Raw genomic sequence first — 21,648 nt, forward strand, 5'->3', positions numbered from 1 at the left:
GAGCCGGGGACGCTCCGGCCGGCGCTCCACCGCGCGGCGTTACCCTGAATACCATGCTGACCCGCACCGATCTGCGTCCCGGGCTGCCCCCGACGGCGGCCGCGCTGCGCGCGCTGTTGCCCCGGGCCGAGGTGGACGTGGACGCCGTGCTGGACCGCGTGCGCCCGATCGTCGCGGACGTGGCCGACCGGGGTGTCGAGGCGGTGCTGGAGCTGGCCGAGCGGTTCGACAAGGTGCGCCCGGCCAGCGTGCGGGTCCCGGCCGCCGAGCTGACCCGGGCGTTGGACGAGCTGGACCCGTCGGTGCGCGAGGCGCTGTGGGTGGTGATCGACCGGACCCGGCTGGTGCATGCGGACCAGCGCCGCGAGGACGTGGTCACCAAGGTCGCCGACGGCGGCACGGTGACCGAGCGGTTCGTGCCGGTGCGCCGGGTCGGGTTGTACGCCCCCGGTGGGCTGGCGGTGTATCCGTCCACGGTGGTGATGAACGTGGTGCCGGCGCAGGCGGCCGGGGTGGAGTCGCTGGTGGTGGCTTCCCCGCCGCAGTCCGAGCACGGCGGGTTGCCGCATCCGACGATCCTGGCCGCCGCGGCGATGCTGGGCGTGGACGAGGTCTGGGCGGTCGGCGGGGCGCAGGCGGTGGCGCTTCTGGCCTACGGCGGCACGGACACCGACGGTGCCGAGTTGGAGCCGGTGGACGTGGTGACCGGGCCGGGCAACATCTACACCACGGCGGCGAAGCGGTTGCTGCGTGGGTTGATCGGGATCGATGCCGAGGCGGGCCCGACCGAGATCGCCATCCTGGCCGACCGCGGCGCGGACCCGGTGCACGTGGCGGCCGACCTGATCAGCCAGGCCGAGCACGACCCGCAGGCGGCTTCGGTGCTGGTGACCGACTCGGTGGAGTTGGCCGACGAGGTGGACGCCGAGCTGGAGCGCCAGGTGGCCACCACCAAGCACACCGAGCGGATCCGCACCGCGCTGACCGGCCGCCAGTCGGGCACCGTGCTGGTTGCCCGGTTGGAGGAGGGCATCGAGGTGGTGGACGCGTACGCGGCCGAGCACCTGGAGATCCAGACCGAGGACGCGCCGGTGGTGGCGCGGCGGGTGCGCAACGCCGGGGCGATCTTCGTCGGGCCGTATGCGCCGGTTTCGTTGGGTGACTACTGCGCCGGGTCGAACCACGTGTTGCCGACCGGGGGCTGTGCCCGGCACTCCGGCGGCCTGAGCGTGCAGACGTTCCTGCGGGGCATCCACCTGGTGGAGTACACCGAGGAGGCTTTGCGGGCGGTGGCCGACCAGGTGGTCACGCTGGCGGCGGCCGAGGACCTGCCGGCGCACGGCCAGGCGGTCAGCGCCCGGTTCGGCACGAGGGTGGACGCGTGACCCTGGGTAGCGAGGTCGGCCTGGACGCGCTTCCGCTGCGCGACGACCTGCGCGGGCGCAGCCCGTACGGGGCGCCGCAGCTGGACGTGCCGGTCCGGCTGAACACCAACGAGAACCCCTATCCGCCGCCCCCGGAGCTGGTCGCGGACGTGGCGGCCGCCGCCGGCGAGGTGGCCACCGAGCTGCACCGCTACCCGGACCGCGACGCGCTGGCGCTGCGCGCCGACCTCGCCGAGTACCTGTCCGGGGCCACCGGGGTGCCGCTGACCGGCGCGAACCTGTGGGCGGCCAACGGCAGCAACGAGATCCTGCAGCAGATCATGCAGGCCTTCGGCGGGCCGGGCCGGCTGGCGGTGGGTTTCGAGCCGTCCTACTCGATGCACCCGATCATCGCCTCGGGCACCCGCACCGAATGGCTGCCCGCGCCGCGCCGCGCCGACTTCACCCTGGACGCGCCGGCCGCCGCCGCGCTGCTGCGCGAGAAGGCGCCGGCACTGGCCCTGGTGACCAGCCCGAACAACCCGACCGGCGGGTCCATCGAGCCGGACGACCTCGCGCTTCTGATCGACGCGGCGCCCGGCATGATCGTCATCGACGAGGCCTACGTCGAGTTCTCCGACCGGCCGAGCGCCGTGGGCCTGCTGGCCGAGTACCCGGCGAAGCTGATCGTCTGCCGGACCATGAGCAAGGCGTTCGCGTTCGCCGGCGGCCGGCTGGGCTACCTGGCGGCGGCGCCGGCGGTGATCGACGCGCTGCAGCTGGTCCGGCTGCCGTACCACCTGTCCGTGCTCACCCAGGCCGCCGCCCGGGCCGCGCTTCGCCACGCCGAGGCGACCCTGCGCTCGGTGGCGCTGCTGCGCGCGGAGCGCGGCCGGGTGTGCGCCGCGCTGGGCTCGCTCGGCTACCGGGTGGTGCCCAGCGACTCCAACTTCGTGCTGTTCGGCGGCTTTGCCGACGGACGCGACGCGCCCACGGTCTGGCGGGAGTTCCTGGACCGGGGCGTGCTGATCCGGGACGTGGGCATCGCCGGGCACCTGCGGGTGACCATCGGCACGCCCGAGGAGAACGACGCCTTCTTACAGGCGGCCAAGGAGGCAATGCAGTGAGCCGCACGGGTCGGGTGGAGCGCATCACCAAGGAGTCCTCGGTGCTGGTCGAGGTGAACCTGGACGGCACCGGGCGCACCGAGATCGCCACCGGCGTCCCGTTCTACGACCACATGCTCACCGCGCTGGGCAAGCACGGCGCGTTGGACCTGGTCGTCCGGGCCACCGGCGACCTCGAGGTGGACGCCCACCACACGGTGGAGGACGTGTCCATCGTGCTGGGCCAGGCGCTGCGCGAGGCGCTCGGTGACAAGTCCGGCATCCGCCGGTTCGGCGACGCCTGGATCCCGATGGACGAGGCGCTGGCACAGGCCGTGGTCGACGTTTCCGGCCGGCCGTACTGCGTGCACTCGGGCGAGCCGGAGTCGATGGCCGGGTTCGTGGTCGGCGGCCACTACCCGACGGTCCTCAACCGGCACGTCTTCGAGTCGATCGCGTTCCACGCCGAGATCGCCCTGCACGTGCGGGTGATCGGCGGCCGCGACCCCCACCACATCACCGAAGCCGAGTTCAAGGCCGTAGCCCGCGCCCTCCGCGCCGCCGTAGCGGCCGACGACCGCATCACCGGCATCCCCTCCACCAAGGGCGTCCTCTAGTCCGGCCCGACTCATATGCTCACCGGATGCAGCGGGCACATACCGGGCGGAGGCGGAACGAGGCCACGCGGCGGGCGATTCTCGCGGCCGCCGAGCGGCTGCTGGCCACGGGGGCGCCGGTTCCGCTGACCTTGCCGGCGATTGCGGCCGAGGCCGGTGTGGGGCGGCAGACGGTGTATCGCTGGTGGTCCTCGCCGGGCGAGGTCCTGTTGGAGGCGCTGGCCGACTACGCGGCCGAGCAGGTGCCGGTGCCGGACACGGTAGACCCCCGCGCGGACCTCACCACCTTCTTGACCGGCACCTTTGCCAGCGTCACCGGGCCGAGGAACGCCTCCGCCCTGCGCGGCCTGGCCCGGCAGGCGGCCGTCGACGAGCGGGCCGCCGAGCTGCTGCGCCGCTTCACCGCGAGTCGCCGGGCCGCGCTGCGCGAGCTGCTGGAGCGCCACCGCGCCCACCTGGCCGGCGGCGCCGACCTCGACCTGCTGGTCGACCAGGTGTACGGCCTGCTCTGGTACCGCCTGCTGCTCGACCACGCCCCGCTCGACGACCGCGCCGCCGCCCTCGTTGCGGACGGCCTGCTCGGATCCCGGGACGCCTGATCTAGCCAATCAAACTACCGGCTACTACAGTGTAGTCATGACACCTAGGTCTGTCCGGTTCGACGGCGATGTGCTGCGCCGCCTGGACCGCTACGTGCGGTCCACCCCGGGCGCCTCGACATCCTCGGTGGCCAACCAGTTCGTGGACGAGGCGCTTCGCGCCGAGGAGCACCCGGGCATCACCTTCCGCTCGGGACCGACCGGGCGCCGGGCGGCACTGGTCGGCGGGCCGGACGTGTGGGAGGTCATCGACACCCTGCTGACGTTGCGCGAGGACGACCCGTCGCTGGCCGAGGACGCGCTGGTCACCGAGACCGCCCGGACGACCGCGCTGGTCGGGTGGCGGGTGCGGGTGGCGGTGCGCTACTACGCGGCGTTCCCGGCGGAGATCGACGACCGGATCGCGGCGCACCGGGAGAAGGCCGACGAGGCGGAGGCCGCCTGGTTGGCCGAGCGCGCGCTGCTCCGTGGTGACCAGGCCTCATGACGTTCCGGCTGCTGCTGGACGAGATGTATCCGGCAGCTCTGGCCCAGGACCTACGGATGGACCACGACCACGACGTGGTCGCGGTGGTCGAGTCCGAGGAGTTGCGGGGCTGCGACGACCCGTTTCTCCTCCGGTTTGCCACGGAACAGGGACGCTGCCTGGTCACCGAGAACGTGTGCGACTTCGCCGTGCTGGCTCGGCGCGGCAGCCACGCCGGGCTGCTGTTGGTGCACGGCCGCCGGTGGTCGAGGCGGCCCGCCGCGGTCCCCAAGCTGGGCGCGGCCCTGCATGAGGCGATCAAGACCGGCCAGGTGCCGGGGCCGGACGAGGTGCGCTGGCTGACCTGAGCGGCGGTTATCCTGGTGGTCGTGGCGAAGATCGTGGTGCTGGACTATGGCTCGGGCAACTTACGCTCGGCGGAACGCGCGCTGCAGCGGGTCGGCGCGGACGTCACGGTGACCGCCGATGCGGACGCCGCGCTGGACGCGCACGGCCTGGTCGTGCCCGGGGTCGGGGCGTTCGCCGCCTGCATGGAGGGTATCCGGGCGGTCGGCGGCGAGAAGATCATCGACCAGCGGCTGGCCGGGGGGCGGCCGGTGCTGGGCATCTGCGTGGGCATGCAGGTGCTGTTCGAGGAGGGCGTGGAGCACGGCGACCGCACCGAGGGGTGCGGGCAGTGGCCGGGCACCGTGGAGCGCCTGCACGCCGACGTGCTGCCGCACATGGGCTGGAACCTGGTCCGCTCGCCGGCAGACTCCGTGCTGTTCGCCGGCCTGGACGCGGACACCCGCTTCTACTTCGTGCACTCCTACGCCGTGCGCCGCTGGCAGCTGCACGCCGACGGGCCGTTCCGAGAACCCCTGGTGACCTGGGCGAACCACGGCGAGGACTTCGTGGCCGCCGTGGAGAACGGCGCGCTGGCCGCTACCCAGTTCCACCCCGAGAAGTCTGGCGACGCCGGGGCCACGCTGCTGAGCAACTGGCTGCGCAGCGTCGTCGGCTGAGCGGCTGAGGTTACTCAGCCCGACTAATCAGGACACTCATATGTGACACCGGCGTCACACGCGGTGGCGAGTATTCGACTCGACAGGGACAACCGAGCCCCGTGGAGTCAATATGACCGAAGTCGTGATCCCGCCCGCCGTGGCCGTTGCCGAAGCCCCGCCCGGCCGGCTGGCCGCACGGGCACTCGGACTGCCCTCGGTGCTGTTCTGCATCGTCACCGGGGCCGCGCCGCTGACCGCGATGCTGTTCAACGTGCCGGTGGCCGTGCAGGGCGGCGGCTACGCGGCGCCGGCCGCCTTCCTGATCGCCACCGCCGCGCTCACCGTCTTCTCCGTGGGCTACATCGCGATGAGCAGGAGGGTGACCTCGGCGGGCGGGTTCTACACCTTCGTCACCCGGGGCCTGGGCCGCGTCGTGGGCGTGGGAGCCGGGCTGTTGATCGGGCTCTGCTACATCATCTTCGTGGCCGCGGTGGTCGGCGTGATGGGCTACTTCGCCGCGACGACCGTGCGGAGCTGGACCGGGCTGGACCTGCCGGCATGGCTGTACATGGCGCTGGGGCTGGCCGCGATGAGCGCGCTGGCCTGGTTCCACATCGAGCTGACCGCGAAGGTGCTCGGTGTGATGCTGGTGGCCGAGGTGCTGGCGCTGCTGGTGCTCGCGGTGGCGGTGCTCGCGCACGGCGGGGCGCAGGGCCTCTCGGCGGCCCCGTTCAACCCGGCCGAGCTGTTCGGCAACCCCGGCGCGGTCAAGGTGTTCGGCGCGGCGGCGTCCGGGATCGCGCTCTTCGCCGCCTTCTGGTCCTGGGTGGGCTTCGAGATGGCGCCCAACTACGCCGAGGAGTCCCGCGACCCGACCCGCATCGCCAAGATCGCCACCTACGCCTCGGTGATCGGGCTGGGCCTGTTCTACATGTTCGTGTCGTACGCCTACGTCACCGGTTGGGGCCTGGAGGGTTCGGTGCGGGCGGTGTCCGACCAGTTCAGTGGGGCGTTCGCGTCGGCGTTCTACCCGCTGTCCGACCGGTACGTCGGCCCGCCGCTCACCGCTGTGATCCAGCTGCTCGCGGTGACCAGCTCGTTCGCCTGCGCGATGGCGTTCTACAACACCGGCGCGCGGTACCTGTTCGCGCTCGGCCGGGAGCGGGTGCTGCCTGCCGCGCTGGCCCGCACCTCGCGGCGGCACAGCCCGGCGGTGGCCGCAATGACGGTGACCGTGATCGTCGCGCTGTACGGGTTCGGCTTCGTGCTCTACGACCCGTCCACCGAGGGGGCACTGCTGAAGCTGGGCACCTGGTCGCCGCTGCTCGGCGTGCTGGGCATCCTGGCCGTGCAGGCGCTGGTCTGCGCGGCGATCATCCGCTACTTCCTGACCGAGGCCAGGGACGGCTTCGGCTGGTTCAGCACGCTGGTCGCGCCGTTGGTCGGCGGGGCGGCGATGGCCGGCGCGTGCTGGCTGCTGGTGGCCAACCGGACCACCCTCGCGGCCGCCGAGGGCGTCCCGTTCATCACCCTGATGCCGTGGACGGTGCTGGCTATGTTCGCCGCCGGCGTGGTTGTCGCGCTGGTGATGCGCGGTCAATACTCGGAGAGGTACGCCGAGCTGGGTCACTTCACGCTGGCCGATCCGGAGCTGGACGCGGCCGGGAGGGAGCACTGAGATGACCACCGTCTCCGAGCCGTCGACCGAGGTCGCGGCCCATCCGCTGGAGCCGCTGAGCGCGGAGGAGATCGCCGAGGCGGCCCGGCTGCTGCGCGAGCTCAAGGACCTGGGCGCCACCGCCCGCTTCGTGTTCATCGCGCCGCACGAGCCGCCCAAGGCGGACGTCCTGGCCTGGCGGCCCGGCGACGAACCGCTGCCCCGCGAGGCGGCGGTCACGCTGTACGAGCGGTCCGAGCGGATGACCTACGAGGCGGTGGTCTCGCTCTCCGCCGGTGAGCTGGTTTCCTGGCGCGCGGTGCCGGGCGTGCAGCCGTCGATCATGTTCGAGGAGTTCAACGCCTGCGAGGACATCGTGCGGGCCGATCCGCGCTGGCAGGAGGCGATGCGCCGGCGCGGGGTCACCGACTTCTCCCTGGCCATGATCGACCCGTGGGCGTCCAGCTGGACCGGCCCGGAGGACGACCCGGCCGCCCGCCGGATCGCCCGCCCGCTCACCTGGGTGCGCCGCGAACCGGGCGAGCACGGCTACGCCCGGCCGGTGGAGGGCCTGATCGTGGTGGTGGACCTGGACGCCGGTGCGGTGGTCGAGGTGACCGACCACGGCGTGGTGCCGCTCCCGGCCAAGTCGGGCAACTACGCGGCGCCGTGGCAGTTCGAGCCGGACAACGTGCCCGCCTACCCGGCCTACCGGGACGACGTGCGGCCGATCGAGATCACCCAGCCCGAGGGCCCCAGCTTCACGGTCGAAGGTCACGCGGTGAGCTGGCAGCGCTGGCGGCTGCGCATCGGCTACACGCCGCGCGAGGGCCTGGTGCTGCACCAGGTCGAGTACGACGACCGGGGCACGCCGCGACCGGTGATCTACCGGGCCTCGCTGTCCGAGATGTACGTGCCGTACGGCGACCCGGCGCCCACGCACCGCTTCAAGAACGTGTTCGACCAGGGCGAGTACGGCATCGGCTGGCTGGCCAACCCGCTGGCCCTCGGCTGTGACTGCGTCGGGCACATCCACTACTTCGACGGTGTGGTGCACGACCAGGACGGCACCCCGGTGACCATCCCCAACGCAGTGTGCCTGCACGAGGAGGACGCCGGCATCGCGTGGAAGCACACCGACTTCCGGTCCGGGGCGGTGGAGGTGCGCCGCCGGCGGCGGCTGGTCATCTCCAACATCGTGACCGTCGGCAACTACGAGTACGGCTACTTCTGGTACCTCTACAACGACGGCACGATCGAGTACGAGGTCAAGCTGACCGGGGTGATCTCCACCGGGGCGCTGGCGCCCGGTGAGCGGCCGAAGCACGGCACCCTGGTCGCCCCCGGCCTGTACGGGCCGCACCACCAGCACTTCTTCTGCATGCGCCTGGACATGTCGGTGGACGGGCCGGTGAACCGGGTGGTCGAGATCGACTCCCAACCCAGCCCGCCCGGCCCGGACAACCCGCACCGCAATGCCTGGGAGACCGTGCGCACCGTGCTGGCCAGCGAGTCGCTCGCCCAGCGGGACAGCGATGCGGCCCGCGCCCGGTACTGGCGGGTGGAGAACCCGGGCGCCAGCTCGGCCCTCGGCGAACCCACCGGCTACGCGCTGATGCCCGGCGCGAACGTGCCGCCGATGTACTCACCCGACGCGCTGTTCGCGCCGAGGGCCGGGTTCGCCCGGCACCAGCTGTGGGTCACTGCCTACGACCCGGCGCAGCGGTTCGCGGCGGGGGACTACCCGAACCAGAACCCCGGCGGCGACGGGCTGCCGGCCTACGCCGCCGCCGACCGGCCGCTGGACGGTGCCGATCTGGTGGTCTGGTACACCTTCGGCGCGCACCATGTCGTGCGGCCGGAGGACTGGCCGGTAATGCCGGTCAGCACCGTCGGATTCATGCTCAAACCCAGCGGTTTCTTCGACGGGAATCCGGCCCTGGACCTCCCGCCGAGCAACCATTGTGAATCGGACTGAATTTACTTCGGCCAGTACTCGAACCAGTAGTAGTTGCCGCTGCACGAGCCGGCGCAGGTGGTGTCGGGCGCGGGTGGCGGGACGTATTGGATCGGACCGACCCGGTAGTACCGGGCCATGTTCGACCGGGAGACTTCGCAGTCGCGCTTGTTGGCACTGCAGTTCTGAACCGTCTCCGGCTCGGCGGCGCCGGCGACGCCGGGAATGAATGCGGCCGAGGTGGCGAGGAGCGCGACCACGACTATCCGGACCACACGCTTCATGTGACTCCTGTTCGGAGATTGTCGGGGGACGCGCGAAGGTTACCTGCCGCTCTCGCTTATATGATCGCTGACATTGTTTATGGACAAATACTCTGAAATTTATTTGTGATGGGCGGGGTTGATCGCCCTCGCCGTCCCGGGGCGCGAGCATCACCGCGCGGTCGAGGGCTCTGGTGGAGGGCGCGGCGGCACTCTGGCCGCCCATAGCCTCGGTTCCACTAGGCTCACGGCCGTGAGCTTCGTATTGCTTCCGGCCGTCGACGTGGCCGATGGACAGGCCGTTCGACTGGTGCAGGGCGCCGCCGGCACCGAGACCGGTTACGGCGACCCGCTGGAGGCGGCGCTGACCTGGCAGCGGGACGGTGCGGAGTGGGTGCACCTGGTCGACCTGGACGCGGCCTTCGGCCGGGGCTCCAACGCGGAGCTGCTGGCCGGCGTGGTGCGCCGGCTGGATGTCCAGGTGGAACTGTCCGGCGGCATCCGGGACGACGAGTCGCTGCGCCGCGCGCTGGCCACCGGGTGCGCCCGGGTGAACCTGGGCACCGCCGCGCTGGAGAACCCGGACTGGTGCGCCCGGGCCATCGGCGAGCACGGCGACCGGGTCGCGGTGGGGCTGGACGTGCGGATCACCGAGCAGGGCCACCGGCTGGCCGCGCGCGGCTGGACCACCGACGGGGGTGACCTGTGGGAGGTGCTGGCCCGGCTGGACGCCGACGGCTGCGCCCGCTACGTGGTCACCGACGTGAGCAAGGACGGCACCCTGCGCGGGCCGAACCTGGACCTGCTGCGGGACGTGTGCAAGGCCACCGACGCGCCGGTGATCGCCTCCGGCGGCGTGTCCACGGTGGAGGACCTGGTCGCCCTGGCCGAGCTGGCCGGCGACGGCGTGGAGGGCTCCATCGTGGGCAAGGCGCTCTACGCGGGCCGGTTCACCCTGCCGGACGCGATCGCCGCCGTATCGCGGACGTGAATAATCGAATTCCAGCAGCTACTATTTACTGAGGCACGGCACTGAGACACGGCAGTCGAGCACGAAATGTGGCTGCCGTAAGAATTGGCTTCATTATAGCAGATGCGAGGAATTCTTGTCCAACTCCCGGCACGCGCAGGAATTGCGCGAAGAGCAGGCTTATGTGGCCCGGCTGTACGCCCGGCTGGACGCGGAGCGGATGTGGGTCACCAAGGCGCTGAACGCGGCGCTGTCCGACACCGCGAAGGGGCTGGAGGCCCGGTGGCTGCGGGATGCCGCCGTGGACACCTGGGCGGACCGCAAGCGCAGGCTGCGGGTGGCGGACAGCGGGCTCTGCTTCGGCCGGATCGATACCGACCGGGACGGCCCGCTGCACGTCGGCCGGATCGGGCTCACCCATGCCGAGGACGAGTCGCGGGCACTGCTCACCGATTGGCGCGCGGCAATAGCGCGGCCATTTTACACGGCCACCGGCGCAAATCCGGAGGGAATTACCCGGCGCCGGCATTTCCGCACCCGCGGCCGGGCGGTGGACGATTTCCACGATGAATGGTTCGGTTCCTCGGCGGACGGTTCGGCGGAGCGGGACGGCTCGGACGCCGCGCTGCTCGCCGCCGTCAACGCCGCGCGCACCGACGGCATGCGGGACATCGTGGCCACCATCCAGGCCGCCCAGGACGAGGTGATCCGGCTGGGCTCCACCGGTGTGGTGGTGGTCGAGGGCGGCCCCGGCACCGGCAAGACCGCCGTCGCGCTGCACCGGGTGGCCTACCTGCTCTACGAGCAGCAGGAGCGGATGGCCCGGCGGGGCGTGCTGCTGGTCGGCCCCAACCCGGGCTTCCTGGACTACGTGGGCGGCGTGCTGCCCGCGCTGGGCGAGACCGACGTGGTCTTCACCACGCTCGGCGGGCTGCTTCCCGGGGTCCGCACCAACCGGGTGGACACCCCCGAGGCCACCCGGTTGAAGGGTTCCGCCGTCATGGTGGACGTGCTGGACGCCGCGGTGCTGGACCGCCAGCGGCTGCCCGACGAGCCGATCGAGATCGAGCTGGACGACGTCACCGTGCTGCTGGACTCCGAGGTCGCCGGCGCGGCGCGGGACGCCGCCCGGGCCACCCGCCTGGTGCACAACCAGGCGCGCGCGGTTTTCGACCACCACGTCATCGAGGTGTTGACCGCCCGCGCGGTGGCCAAGATCGGCGCCGGCTGGCTGCACCCGGCGCAGCCGGACCCGGTCACCGAGGAGGTCATCGACGAGTTCGGCGAGCCGGTCGAGGACGACCACCTGGCGGAGAACCTGGAGTCCGACGTGCGGGCGGACCTGTCCGGAAGCCCCGGACTGGCCGAGGAGCTGGACCGGCTGTGGCCGATGCTCACCCCGCAACGCCTGCTCGCCGAGCTCTACGAGGACAAGGACCTGCTGGCCACGGCGACCGAAGGGGTGCTCTCGGCGTCCGACCGGGACGTGCTCTACCGGCCGGACGGTGACGCGTGGACGGTCTCCGACGTTCCGCTGCTGGACGAGGCGGTGGACATGCTGGGTTCGGACGGCAGCGAGGACACCCGGGCGGCGGAGCAGCGGGCCGAGCAGCTGGACTACGCCGAGGGCGTGCTGGAGATCCTGGACACCGAGGAGGACCCGGACGAGGAGGTGCTGCGCGCGGTCGACCTGATGGCGGCCGAGGCGCTGGCCGAGCGGCAGGAGGAGGTGGACCTGCGCGGGCTGGCCGAGCGGGCCGCCGCCGACCGGGACTGGGCCTACGGGCACGTGGTGGTGGACGAGGCGCAGGAGCTGTCCGCGATGGACTGGCGCGCGCTGATGCGCCGCTGCCCGACCAAGTCCATGACCATCGTCGGCGACCTGGCCCAGCGGGAGTCCCCGGCCGGGGCGTCCAGCTGGTCGGAGATGCTGGATCCGCACGTGCCGGAGCGCTGGGCCTACCGCCGGCTCACGGTGAACTACCGCACCCCGGCGGACATCATGGACACCGCCGCCTCGGTGCTCGCCGAGGTCGACCCGGAACTGACCCCGCCGACCTCGGTGCGCCGCACCGGCGTGCCGCCGTGGGCCCGCCCGGTCGGCGCCGGGGAGCTGCCCGACGCGGTCCGGGCCGCCGTGGCCGAGCTGGCCGGACAGGTGGACGAGGGGACCGTGGCGGTGATCGCCCCGCCGGGCACCGAGCTGCCCGGCACGCTGCCGGAGGGGGTGAGGGTGCACACCCCGAGGTCGGCCAAGGGCCTGGAGTTCGACGCGGTGCTGCTGTGCGAGCCGCAACGGCTGATGGACGGCACCCGCGCCGGCGCCGCCGAGCTGTACGTGGCGTTGACCAGGGCCACCCAGCGGCTGGGTGTGCTGCACTCGGAGCCGCTGCCGGCCGCGCTGGCCGGGTTGCGGCCCTACCGGGCCGCCGATGAAATGCTGCGGGTATGACGACCACCAAGGCGCTCGGCGACGACTTCCCGGCTCCGGCCGAGGACCGCTGGTTCGAGGACTACCGGGAAGGGGCGGTCTACGAGTACGGCCACACCTCGATCACCGAGCCGGAGATCCTGGAGTACGCGACGCGGTTCGACCCGCAGCGCATCCATGTCGACCCGGACTACGCGGCCACCGGTCCGTTCGGCGGGATCATCGCCAGCGGCTGGCACACCGCGGGCGTGTTGATGCGGCTGACCGCCGACCACTACCTGTCCAAGGTGGCCGCGCTGGCCTCGCCGGGGATCGACGAGCTGCGCTGGCCGGCCCCGGTGCGCCCCGGTGACCGCCTGCGGCTGCGCTCCACCGCGGTGGAGACCCGGCTGTCCCGGTCCAAGCCGGACCGGGGGCTGATCCGTACCCGCCTCGAGCTGGTCAACTCCGACGACCGGGTGGTGATGTCCTGCGTGGCGATGAACCTGATGCTTCGCCGCCCGGTCAGCCGGTGACGGTGAGCCGCACGCCGACAGTGCCGGACTTGCCCCGGCGCAGCACGCTGCCGCCCACGATCAGCCGGCCGAGCAGGCCGTAGCGCGCGGCGATCAGCTTGCGGGCGCGCTCGGTGGCCGGCCCGTCCAGCAGCTCGGCCCGACCGGCGACCTCGTTACCGGTCGGTTTGCCGCGCGAGGTGCACGGGGCCAGGCGGACGGTGCCGTCGTTGCGGATCCGCTTCACCTTGCCGGAGTCGGTCACCGTCCACACCACCAGCGCGTCGCCGTCGCGCGCCGCCCACACCGGGGTCGGCACCGCGCGGCCGTCCTTGCGGAACGTGGTGACCAGCACGTACTGGGCCTGTGCGAGGCGGGTGATCTCGTCCACAACGTCAGCCTACGGCGTGGGGTCAGGCGGCGGTGCGGACGCGCGGCGGCCTAGGCTGGAAATCATGGCGGTCGCCGTGCGAGTCATCCCCTGTCTGGACGTGGACGCCGGGCGGGTGGTGAAGGGCGTCAACTTCACCGACCTGGTGGACGCGGGCGACCCGGTCGAGATGGCCAGGGTCTACGACACCGAGGGCGCCGACGAGCTCACCTTCCTGGACGTCACGGCGTCGTCGGGCGAGCGCGCCACCATGATCGACGTGGTGCGGCGCACCGCCGAGCAGGTGTTCATCCCGCTCACCGTGGGCGGTGGCATCCGCGCCTGCGAGGACGTGGACCGGATGCTCCGCGCCGGGGCGGACAAGGTCGGCATCAACACCGCCGCGATCGCCCGCCCGGAGCTGTTGGCCGAGGCCAGCCGGCGGTTCGGTGCGCAGTGCATCGTGCTCTCGGTGGACGCCCGGCGGGTGCCCGAGGGCGGCCGGCCGACCCCGTCCGGCTGGGAGGTGACCACCCACGGCGGGCGCCGGAGCGCGGGCATCGACGCGGTCGAGTGGGCGGCCCGGGGGCAGGAGCTGGGCGTCGGGGAGATCCTGCTGAACTCGATGGACGCGGACGGCACGCGCGCCGGCTTCGACATTTCGATGATCAGAGCCGTGCGGGCCGTGGTGGACGTGCCGGTGATCGCCAGCGGGGGAGCGGGCGAGCTTTCGCACTTCGCCCCCGCCGTGCGCGCCGGGGCGAACGCGGTGCTCGCGGCCAGCGTCTTCCACTTCGGCCAGCTGCGCATCGGTGAGGTGAAGGACGCGCTGCGGGCCGAGCTGGTGGAAGTCCGGTGAAGTTGTGGGCGGCCACCCGGCAGCGGCTGCGGGGGATCGCCTGGATACTGGTCGGCGGCTCGGTGGTGTTCGCCGGCATCGCCACGGGGCGGGCGTTCGGCACCGCCGGACTGGATGCCCTGACCCTGCCGCTGGCGCTGCTCGCGTCGGCCGGCGTGATCGCGGCCGCACTGCTCACCGGGTGGTACCCGGTCCGCCCGATCGCCCAGGGCCTGGCCGTCTTCGGCGCACTGGTACACCTGCTGGTGCTCTTGCGCAGCGGCCCCATCTGGACCCGAGGCTGCTCCGCCGTCCTGACGGTCACCCACACCTACGCCCTGGTCATGCTGTTCGTCCTCAGCGCCCGCGAAGCCGACGACGGGGATCCAGCCCTCCCAACCCCGCGAGTCGGGGATTCCGGTACCCCGAGTCGGGAGTCTCAGCACCCCGAGTCGGTGGTTTCGGCACCTTCTCCGGCGATCCGGCCGGACCCCGTGGCGGAGCCGGACCCCGTGGCGGAGCCGGACCAAGCGGTGGTGCCGGGCCGAGCGGTGGTGCCGGGCCAAGCGGTGGCGCCGGACGGCGAAGCGCCGTCGGACGGCGAAACAGCGCCTCGGAGCCAACCGGCTCCCGAGAACGAGGAAGCGCCGGCCGCGGAGTCAGGGCCGCGCAGCGAGTTGGCGTCGGGCGAGGAGGCGGCGACCGAGCGCGACGTAGCGCCTGAAAGTGATCCAGCGCCCGTGCGCGAGCCGGCGCCGGGCGGAGCGGTAGCGTCGGACGGCGAAGCGGTGCCGGATTCGCCGCCGGAGCCCGAGCCGGAGCCCGAGCCGGCGGCGGGGACCTCAACCGAGGAGCGGGAGCCGGTGGAGTCGGCCGTGGGCGGCGCGGCCGAGCGCCCGGCGAGTACCGAGGAGAACAGATGAGCCTGGATCCGTCGATCGCGGCCCGGCTGAAGCGAAACGAGGCCGGCCTGGTGTGCGCGGTGGCGCAGCAACACGGCACCGGCGAGGTGCTGATGGTCGCGTGGATGGACGACGAGGCCCTGCACCGCACCCTCACCACCCGCAAGGCCACCTACTACTCGCGCAGCCGGCGGCAGTACTGGGTGAAGGGGGAGACCTCGGGGCACACCCAGTACGTGCACGAGGTACGGCTGGACTGCGACGGCGACACCCTGCTGCTGGTGGTCGACCAGACCGGCGCCGCGTGCCACACCGGCGACCACACCTGCTTCGACGCCGACGTGCTGCTGGCCGGACCGGGTGTTGGCGGGTAGGTGACGATTTGGCCACCGGCGTTGCAGCATTCGTCACTCTGGTTGCACGAGGGAGTGATCGTTGTTTCTGGTGGTTTGGCGTCGATTTTCGACGCTGAACCGCCACGGATGGCGATCAAGCTGGGGCGAGGGCCGCACCAGCCTGATTCACCGCTACCGCCTGATCGTGTCCGGAACCGGCCGCCGGCCCGAGTGCATCTAGGCGCGCGCCGGCGTCAGCTCAGCTGATCGAACCCGTGAGGTAGCGCTGCAGGTTGGGGCCGATCGCGGCGGCCAGGGTGTCCGCGTCGGCCGAGGCCAGTGGCTCGAGTTTGATCACGTAACGGGCCATGCCGAGGCCGACCACCTGGGTGCCGCACAGGCACGCGCGCAGCATCTGCTGGTCGGGGGCGAGCCGGCTCACCATGCGGCCGAAGATGACGTCGGTGATGAACTCGCGGATCATGCGCGCGGCCGTCTCGTGGGTGGCGACGCTGCGCAGCAGGGCCACGAACGGGCCGCCGCCCACCGCGTCCCAGGTGGAGATGAAGGTCCGCACGATCCGCTCGCCGGCTTGGCCCGGGTCCCCGGCGAGGATTCGGGCGATGATGGCCTCGGGGTCGATGGGCAGGTCCATCGCCGCGACGAACAGCCCCTCCTTGCCGCCGAACCAGTGGTTGACCATCGCCGCGTCCACGCCGGCCGACGCCGCGATGGAGCGGACCCTGGCGCCCTGGTAACCCCGCTCGGCGAACTCCGCGCGCGCCGCCGCCAGCAACTCGCTGCGGGTGTCCTGGCCGCCCGGTCGGCGGCCTCGGCGGCGCCCGCCGAATCCGTTGTCCGAGAGTTGGTCGTCTGGCGCGGTTCGGGGACTCACACAGTCATAGTGACATCCGGCCGGTGATGCCGCCGAAGTGTGACCGCCGCACCGGCTCGAGGAGGCGGCATCCGCCCCCGGCACAATGGCGGAATGACCGCAGGCACGAAGGGTGCGTCCGTGGCGGCCCCGCTGGGCGTGGTGACCCCGACCAGGGAGGAGTTCCGCGAGCTGGCGGAGGGCCATCGGGTGATCCCGGTGGCGCGCCGGCTGCTCGCCGACGACATCACACCGGTGGGGCTCTACCGCAAGCTGGCCGCCGACCGACCCGGCACCTTCCTGCTGGAGTCGGCGGAGAACGGCCGCTCCTGGTCGCGCTGGTCGTTCGTCGGGGCGCACTGCGCGGCCACGCTGACCGAGGTGGACGGTGAGGCCACCTGGCTGGGTTCGCCGCCAACCGGGCTGAGCTCCGGCGGTGACCCGCTGGCCGTGCTGCGCGAGTGCGTGGAGGAGCTGCGGACCGAGCCACTGGCGGGGTTGCCGCCGCTCACCGGGGGCATGGTCGGCTATCTCGGCTACGACGCGGTGCGCCGGCTGGAGCGACTGCCGAACCTGGCCGAGGACGACCTGCACATCCCCGAGCTGGTGATGATGCTGGCCACCGACCTGGCCGCGCTGGATCACCACGAAGGCACGGTCACCCTGCTGGCCAACGCGGTGAACTGGGACAACACCCCGGAACGGGTGGACGCGGCCTACGACGACGCGGTGGCCAGGCTGGACCGGATGACCGAGCGGCTGGGTGCTCCCTCGCCATCCACGGTTGCCGTGTACCGGCCGGTGCAGCCGAGGTTCACCCGCCGGCGGAGCCTGGAGGAGCACTGCGCGGCCGTGGTCGCGGCGCGCGAGGAGATCCTCGCCGGCGAGGCGTTCCAGGTGGTGGTCTCGCAGCGGTTCGAGGCGGAGATCTCGGTGGACCCGCTGGAGGTCTACCGGGTGCTGCGCGCCACCAACCCGAGCCCGTACATGTACCTGCTGCGGCTGGCCGACGCGGACGGCAAGCGCTTCGACATCGTGGGTTCCAGCCCGGAGGCACTGGTCACCGTCCGCGACGGTACGGCCACGACGCACCCCATCGCGGGCACCCGCTGGCGCGGCGCCACCGAGGAGGAGGACGTGCTGCTGGAGAAGGACCTGCGGCACGACGAGAAGGAACGCGCCGAGCACGTCATGCTGGTCGACCTCGGCCGCAACGACCTCGGCCGGGTCTGCCGGCCGGGCACGGTGAAGGTGCACAACTTCTTCCAGGTGGAGCGGTACAGCCACGTGATGCACCTGGTGTCCACGGTGACCGGACAGCTGGCGGAGGGGCGCAACGCGTTCGACGCGGTGACGGCGTGCTTCCCGGCCGGCACGCTGTCGGGGGCGCCGAAGCCGCGCGCGATGGAGATCATCGAGGAGCTGGAGCCGACGCGGCGGGGGCTCTACGGCGGGATCGTCGGGTACCTGGACTTCGCCGGCAACGCGGACACCGCGATCGCCATCCGCACCGCGCTGGTCCGGGACGGCATCGCGTACGTGCAGGCCGGTGGCGGGATCGTGGCCGACTCCGACCCGGTCGCCGAGGACAACGAGTCGCTGAACAAGGCCAGGGCGGTGTTGTCGGCGATCGCGACCGCCGAGACGCTGGCGAGCCCGGGCGCCGGACCAGCGGAGCAATGACCCCGGCACGCCGGTTGGGCCTGACCGCCGCCGCGCTCGGGCTCGGCGCGCTGGGCCTGTGGGCGACCGGCACCCTGACCTGGGTGCGCGTCGCCGGCCGGCCCGCCCAGGTCGCCGCGGACGTCCGCCCGGAGCTGACCCCGGTGGCGCTGTGCGTGCTGGCCTCGGTGGCCGCGCTGGTCGCGCTGGGCGGCTGGCCGCGCCGGGTGCTCGGTGCGCTGCTCGTGGTGGCCGGCGGGTGGGTGGTCTGGTTGTGCGCGGACTGGCTGTTCGGCCCGCCCGAGTTCGGCTGGTTCGCCTACGCCCCGCTGCCCACCGGGCCGCCGGCCCAGCCCGGCCAGGCCCTCGGGCCGCCCACCGTGACGGCGGCCCCGTGGCTGGGGGCGGCGTCCGGGCTGCTGGTCGCGGCGGCCGGCGTCGCGGTCGTCTGGTGGGCGTCCCGGATGCCCCGGCTCGGCGCCCGGTACGCCGCGCCAGGGACCGCCGCTCGGGTACTTGACCGCGACAGCGCGTGGTGGGACGCCCAGGACGCGGGTGAGGATCCGACGCTGAACGGGTCGACCGGTGACCCGGGGCAGCCGCCGACGAATGCGCGCGGTTAGCATGCTCAGCAGCGTCACAGCCGAAGGTCCACCTCCCGGAGTATCGGAGTCAGTTTCGCCAGTCACCCGGCCCGGCGGGTCGGTCCCGAAGGGGGGATCGCTTCCGTGAGTGAACGGATCAAGCGAGCCAGCCACGAAGGCACGAGCGGGGCGCTCGTTCGTGCCATTGCGAGCAGCCGGTGAGTGTTCTGCAGTCGATCGTCGACGGCGTTCGGGAGGACGTGGCCCGGCGTGAGGCAACGATCAGCTTCGACGAGGTGAAGCGCGCCTCGTTGGCGGCCCCGCCGCCCCGCGACGCGATGGCCGTGCTGCACGAGCCGGGTATCGGGGTGATCGCCGAGGTCAAGCGGGCCAGCCCGTCGCGGGGCCAGCTGGCCACCATTCCCGACCCGGCCGAGCTGGCCGGCTCGTACGCGGCCGGGGGCGCGCGCATCATCAGTGTGCTCACCGAGCAGCGCCGGTTCATGGGCTCGCTGCAGGACCTGGTGGCGGTGCGCGCCGCCGTGGACGTGCCGGTGCTGCTCAAGGACTTCGTGGTCGGCACCTACCAGGTGCACGAGGCCCGCGCCGCCGGTGCCGACCTGGTGCTGCTGATCGTTGCGGCGCTGGAGCAGAACGTGCTGGCCTCGCTGCTGGACCGGGTGGAGTCGCTGGGCATGACCGCCCTGGTCGAGGTGCACAACGAGGAGGAGGCGGACCGCGCCCTGGAGGCCGGCGCCTCCCTGATCGGGGTGAACGCGCGCGACCTGCACACCCTGGAGGTGGACCGCTCCGTGTTCGGCCGGCTGGCCCCCGGGCTGCCGCACGACGTGCTGCGGGTGGCCGAGTCGGGCGTGCGCGGCCCGGGTGACCTGCTGACCTACGCCGGCTACGGCGCGGACGCGGTGCTGGTGGGCGAGGGCCTGGTCACCAGCGGTGACCCCCGCGCGGCGGTGACCAAGCTGGTCGCGGCGGGTTTCCACCCGTCCTGTTCCCGGGCGGCACGGTGACTCCGGCCGGCTCCGGCAGGAGGTTCCCGCTCCTGACGGTCGTGCCCGAGGTGGAACAATGACCGCGACCGCGAGTTCGGGGCTGACCAACCGGGGCCAGCACCAGCCGGACGAGCGGGGCCACTTCGGCCGGTTCGGCGGCCGGTACGTGCCGGAGGCGTTGATCGCCGCGCTGGACGAGCTGACCACGTACTACGAGAAGGCCCGGCTGGACCCGGACTTCCTGGCCGAGCTGGACCGGCTGCAGCGCGACTACACCGGCCGCCCCTCGCCGCTCACCGACGCGCCCAAGCTGGCCGAGCACGCCGGCGGCGCCCGGTTGCTGCTCAAGCGGGAGGACCTGAACCACACCGGCTCACACAAGATCAACAATGTGCTGGGCCAGGCGCTGCTCACCAAGCGGATGGGCAAGCAGCGGGTGATCGCGGAGACCGGCGCCGGCCAGCACGGCGTGGCCATCGCCACCGCGTGCGCCCTGCTCGGCCTGGACTGCGTCGTCTACATGGGCGAGGTGGACACCGAGCGGCAGGCGCTGAACGTGGCCCGGATGCGCCTGCTGGGCGCCGAGGTCATCTCGGTCAAGTCCGGCTCCCGCACACTCAAGGACGCCATCAACGAGGCGCTGCGCGACTGGGTGACCAACCTGGACGACACGCACTACGTGCTCGGCACGGCGGCCGGCCCACACCCGTTCCCGATGATGGTCCGGGACTTCCACCGGGTGATCGGGCTGGAGGCCCGCGAGCAGGTGCTGGAGCGGTGCGGCCGGCTGCCCACGGCGGTGACCGCCTGCGTCGGCGGCGGATCCAACGCGATCGGCATCTTCCACGCCTTCCTGGACGACCCCGGGGTGCGGCTGGTCGGCTACGAGCCGGGCGGCGACGGCATCTCCACCGGCCGCCACGGCGCGACGCTGACCGAGGGCAGCCCCGGCGCGCTGCACGGCGCCATGTCCTACCTGCTGCAGGACGAGGACGGGCAGACGCTCGAGTCGCACTCCATCTCCGCCGGCCTGGACTACCCGGGCGTCGGCCCGGAGCACGCGCTGCTCAAGGACATCGGGCGCGCGGAGTACCACCCGGTCACCGACGCCGAGGCGATGGACGCGTTCGCCCTGCTCTCCCGCACCGAGGGCATCATCCCGGCCATCGAGTCCGCGCACGCGATCGCCGGCTCGCTGAAGCTGGGCCGGGAGCTGGGGCCGGAGGCGATCATCCTGATCAGCCTCTCCGGCCGGGGCGACAAGGACATGGACACCGCCATGAAATGGTTCAAGAACCTGGGATCGCCCGAGTGAGCGAGCTGGACGAGCTGTTCGCCGGATGCCGGGCGGAGGGCCGCGCGGCCCTGGTCGGCTACCTGCCGGCCGGCTATCCGACGGTGCCCGACTCGGGCCGGCTGTTCGAGGCGATGCTGGACGCCGGTGCCGACCTGGTGGAGGTCGGCCTGCCGTACTCGGACCCGGTGCTGGACGGGCCGACCATCCAGACCGCGGCGGAGACCGCGTTGCGCGGCGGCACCCGGATCCGGGACGTGTTCGGCATCGTCGAGCGCATCGCCTCCTCCGGCGGGCGCGCGGTGATCATGACCTACTTCAACCCGGTGCTGCGCTACGGCGTGGACGCGTTCGCCCGCGACCTGGCCGCCGCCGGCGGGCTGGGGCTGATCACCCCCGACCTGGTGCCGGACGAGGCCGACGAGTGGATGGTCGCGTCCGAACGGCACGGGCTGGACCGGATCTTCCTGGTCGCCCCCTCGTCGACCGAGGAGCGGATCGCCCGGACCACGGCGGCCACCAGCGGCTTCCTCTACGCCTCCGCGGTGATGGGGGTGACCGGCGCGCGGGACGCGCTCGGTCCGGCCGCCGCCGAGCTGGTGGCCCGTTGCCGGCCGCACACCCGGCTGCCCATCGGCGTCGGCCTCGGCGTGCGCTCCGGCGCCCAGGCCGCCCAGGTGGCGGGCTTCGCCGACGCGGTGATCGTGGGCTCGGCCCTGGTCGCCGCCGCCGGCCAGGGGGAGCCCGCGCTGCGCGAGCTGACCGCCGAACTGGCCGGCGGGTGCCGCCTTCGGCGTCCTGTGAGTGCTGAGTGACGCTACGCCTTCGGCGCCGCGGAGCGGTGGCGA

23 protein-coding genes are annotated in these 21,648 nt (G+C 72.5%); 20 read left to right on the plus strand and 3 right to left on the minus strand.

What is annotated here, in order from left to right; translation table 11 throughout:
• The first annotated feature begins 53 nt into the window (after positions 1–53).
• From hisD to ABEB12_RS30655, 9 genes are all read left to right on the plus strand, one after another.
• Positions 54–1,385, plus strand: a complete 1,332-nt coding sequence (hisD, locus tag ABEB12_RS30615; protein ID WP_185065388.1) for a histidinol dehydrogenase — start codon at positions 54–56, stop codon at positions 1,383–1,385.
• Positions 1,382–2,491 (plus strand): histidinol-phosphate transaminase, encoded by a 1,110-nt coding sequence (locus ABEB12_RS30620; protein ID WP_185065389.1) that lies wholly within the window; start codon positions 1,382–1,384, stop codon positions 2,489–2,491. Before hisD ends, ABEB12_RS30620 begins: the two co-directional genes overlap by 4 nt.
• Entirely contained in the window at positions 2,488–3,087 is a 600-nt protein-coding gene (gene hisB / locus ABEB12_RS30625; protein WP_185065390.1) for an imidazoleglycerol-phosphate dehydratase HisB, read from the plus strand. Before ABEB12_RS30620 ends, hisB begins: the two co-directional genes overlap by 4 nt.
• A 26-nt stretch (positions 3,088–3,113) precedes the next feature.
• Positions 3,114–3,686, plus strand: coding sequence for a TetR/AcrR family transcriptional regulator C-terminal ligand-binding domain-containing protein (locus tag ABEB12_RS30630; protein WP_185065391.1), 573 nt, complete (start codon positions 3,114–3,116; stop codon positions 3,684–3,686).
• Positions 3,687–3,723: 37 nt separating this feature from the next.
• Complete coding sequence (locus ABEB12_RS30635) at positions 3,724–4,173, plus strand: hypothetical protein (RefSeq protein ID WP_185065392.1); 450 nt, start codon at positions 3,724–3,726, stop codon at positions 4,171–4,173.
• Positions 4,170–4,520, plus strand: a complete 351-nt coding sequence (locus ABEB12_RS30640) for a DUF5615 family PIN-like protein (RefSeq protein ID WP_185065393.1) — start codon at positions 4,170–4,172, stop codon at positions 4,518–4,520. Before ABEB12_RS30635 ends, ABEB12_RS30640 begins: the two co-directional genes overlap by 4 nt.
• A gap of 30 nt (positions 4,521–4,550) precedes the next feature.
• On the plus strand, positions 4,551–5,177 hold the full coding sequence (hisH, locus tag ABEB12_RS30645) for an imidazole glycerol phosphate synthase subunit HisH (RefSeq protein ID WP_185066151.1): 627 nt from the start codon (positions 4,551–4,553) through the stop codon (positions 5,175–5,177).
• A gap of 112 nt (positions 5,178–5,289) precedes the next feature.
• Complete coding sequence (locus ABEB12_RS30650; protein WP_185065394.1) at positions 5,290–6,837, plus strand: amino acid permease; 1,548 nt, start codon at positions 5,290–5,292, stop codon at positions 6,835–6,837.
• Between the two features lies 1 nt (position 6,838).
• Positions 6,839–8,794, plus strand: a complete 1,956-nt coding sequence (locus ABEB12_RS30655) for a primary-amine oxidase (protein ID WP_185065395.1) — start codon at positions 6,839–6,841, stop codon at positions 8,792–8,794.
• Positions 8,795–8,796: 2 nt separating this feature from the next.
• Here ABEB12_RS30655 and ABEB12_RS30660 read toward each other — a convergent pair whose 3' ends face one another.
• Complete coding sequence (locus tag ABEB12_RS30660) at positions 8,797–9,057, minus strand: hypothetical protein (RefSeq protein WP_185065396.1); 261 nt, start codon at positions 9,055–9,057, stop codon at positions 8,797–8,799.
• A gap of 232 nt (positions 9,058–9,289) precedes the next feature.
• On the opposite strand from ABEB12_RS30660, the gene priA reads away from it, so the two are divergent.
• The 3 genes from priA to ABEB12_RS30675 all read left to right on the plus strand — a co-directional run bounded on the left by priA (position 9,290) and on the right by ABEB12_RS30675 (position 12,952).
• Entirely contained in the window at positions 9,290–10,027 is a 738-nt protein-coding gene (priA, locus tag ABEB12_RS30665) for a bifunctional 1-(5-phosphoribosyl)-5-((5-phosphoribosylamino)methylideneamino)imidazole-4-carboxamide isomerase/phosphoribosylanthranilate isomerase PriA (RefSeq protein WP_185065397.1), read from the plus strand.
• 115 nt (positions 10,028–10,142) lie between these two features.
• Positions 10,143–12,458: a UvrD-helicase domain-containing protein gene (locus ABEB12_RS30670; protein WP_345703278.1), complete on the plus strand. Its 2,316-nt coding sequence runs from the start codon at positions 10,143–10,145 to the stop codon at positions 12,456–12,458.
• Complete coding sequence (locus ABEB12_RS30675) at positions 12,455–12,952, plus strand: MaoC/PaaZ C-terminal domain-containing protein (protein WP_185065398.1); 498 nt, start codon at positions 12,455–12,457, stop codon at positions 12,950–12,952. The genes ABEB12_RS30670 and ABEB12_RS30675 overlap by 4 nt, the downstream gene beginning before the upstream one ends.
• Here the strand turns inward: ABEB12_RS30675 and ABEB12_RS30680 are convergent.
• The gene (locus tag ABEB12_RS30680; RefSeq protein ID WP_185065399.1) at positions 12,942–13,322 is read right to left on the minus strand and encodes a PPOX class F420-dependent oxidoreductase; all 381 of its coding nucleotides are present in this window, start codon (positions 13,320–13,322) and stop codon (positions 12,942–12,944) included. The genes ABEB12_RS30675 and ABEB12_RS30680 overlap by 11 nt on opposite strands.
• A 64-nt stretch (positions 13,323–13,386) precedes the next feature.
• Between ABEB12_RS30680 and hisF the strand changes: the two genes are divergently transcribed.
• The 3 genes from hisF to hisI are packed head-to-tail and all read left to right on the plus strand — an operon-like array spanning position 13,387 to position 15,415.
• Entirely contained in the window at positions 13,387–14,160 is a 774-nt protein-coding gene (gene hisF, locus ABEB12_RS30685) for an imidazole glycerol phosphate synthase subunit HisF (protein WP_185065400.1), read from the plus strand.
• Entirely contained in the window at positions 14,157–15,062 is a 906-nt protein-coding gene (locus ABEB12_RS30690; protein ID WP_185065401.1) for a hypothetical protein, read from the plus strand. The genes hisF and ABEB12_RS30690 overlap by 4 nt, the downstream gene beginning before the upstream one ends.
• A complete protein-coding gene (hisI, locus tag ABEB12_RS30695; protein WP_185065402.1) occupies positions 15,059–15,415 on the plus strand; it encodes a phosphoribosyl-AMP cyclohydrolase in 357 nt (118 codons plus the stop codon). The genes ABEB12_RS30690 and hisI overlap by 4 nt, the downstream gene beginning before the upstream one ends.
• A gap of 220 nt (positions 15,416–15,635) precedes the next feature.
• On the opposite strand, the gene ABEB12_RS30700 is transcribed toward hisI, so the two are convergent.
• Entirely contained in the window at positions 15,636–16,271 is a 636-nt protein-coding gene (locus ABEB12_RS30700) for a TetR/AcrR family transcriptional regulator (RefSeq protein WP_345703279.1), read from the minus strand.
• 93 nt (positions 16,272–16,364) lie between these two features.
• Here ABEB12_RS30700 and ABEB12_RS30705 point away from each other — a divergent pair, with 93 nt between their 5' ends.
• The 5 genes from ABEB12_RS30705 (at position 16,365) to trpA (ending at position 21,615) form a co-directional block, all read left to right on the plus strand.
• Positions 16,365–17,933, plus strand: coding sequence for an anthranilate synthase component I (locus ABEB12_RS30705; RefSeq protein ID WP_185065404.1), 1,569 nt, complete (start codon positions 16,365–16,367; stop codon positions 17,931–17,933).
• A complete protein-coding gene (locus tag ABEB12_RS30710; protein ID WP_185065405.1) occupies positions 17,930–18,535 on the plus strand; it encodes a Trp biosynthesis-associated membrane protein in 606 nt (201 codons plus the stop codon). Before ABEB12_RS30705 ends, ABEB12_RS30710 begins: the two co-directional genes overlap by 4 nt.
• A gap of 179 nt (positions 18,536–18,714) precedes the next feature.
• Positions 18,715–19,524: an indole-3-glycerol phosphate synthase TrpC gene (gene trpC, locus ABEB12_RS30715; protein ID WP_185065406.1), complete on the plus strand. Its 810-nt coding sequence runs from the start codon at positions 18,715–18,717 to the stop codon at positions 19,522–19,524.
• A gap of 58 nt (positions 19,525–19,582) precedes the next feature.
• Positions 19,583–20,821, plus strand: a complete 1,239-nt coding sequence (gene trpB / locus ABEB12_RS30720; protein ID WP_185065407.1) for a tryptophan synthase subunit beta — start codon at positions 19,583–19,585, stop codon at positions 20,819–20,821.
• Complete coding sequence (trpA, locus tag ABEB12_RS30725; protein ID WP_185065408.1) at positions 20,818–21,615, plus strand: tryptophan synthase subunit alpha; 798 nt, start codon at positions 20,818–20,820, stop codon at positions 21,613–21,615. The genes trpB and trpA overlap by 4 nt, the downstream gene beginning before the upstream one ends.
• The last annotated feature ends 33 nt before the right edge of the window (positions 21,616–21,648 follow it).

Origin of the sequence: Actinospineispora eucalypti (genome assembly GCF_039543365.1) — a bacterium.
GTDB lineage: Bacteria > Actinomycetota > Actinomycetes > Mycobacteriales > Pseudonocardiaceae > Pseudonocardia > Pseudonocardia eucalypti.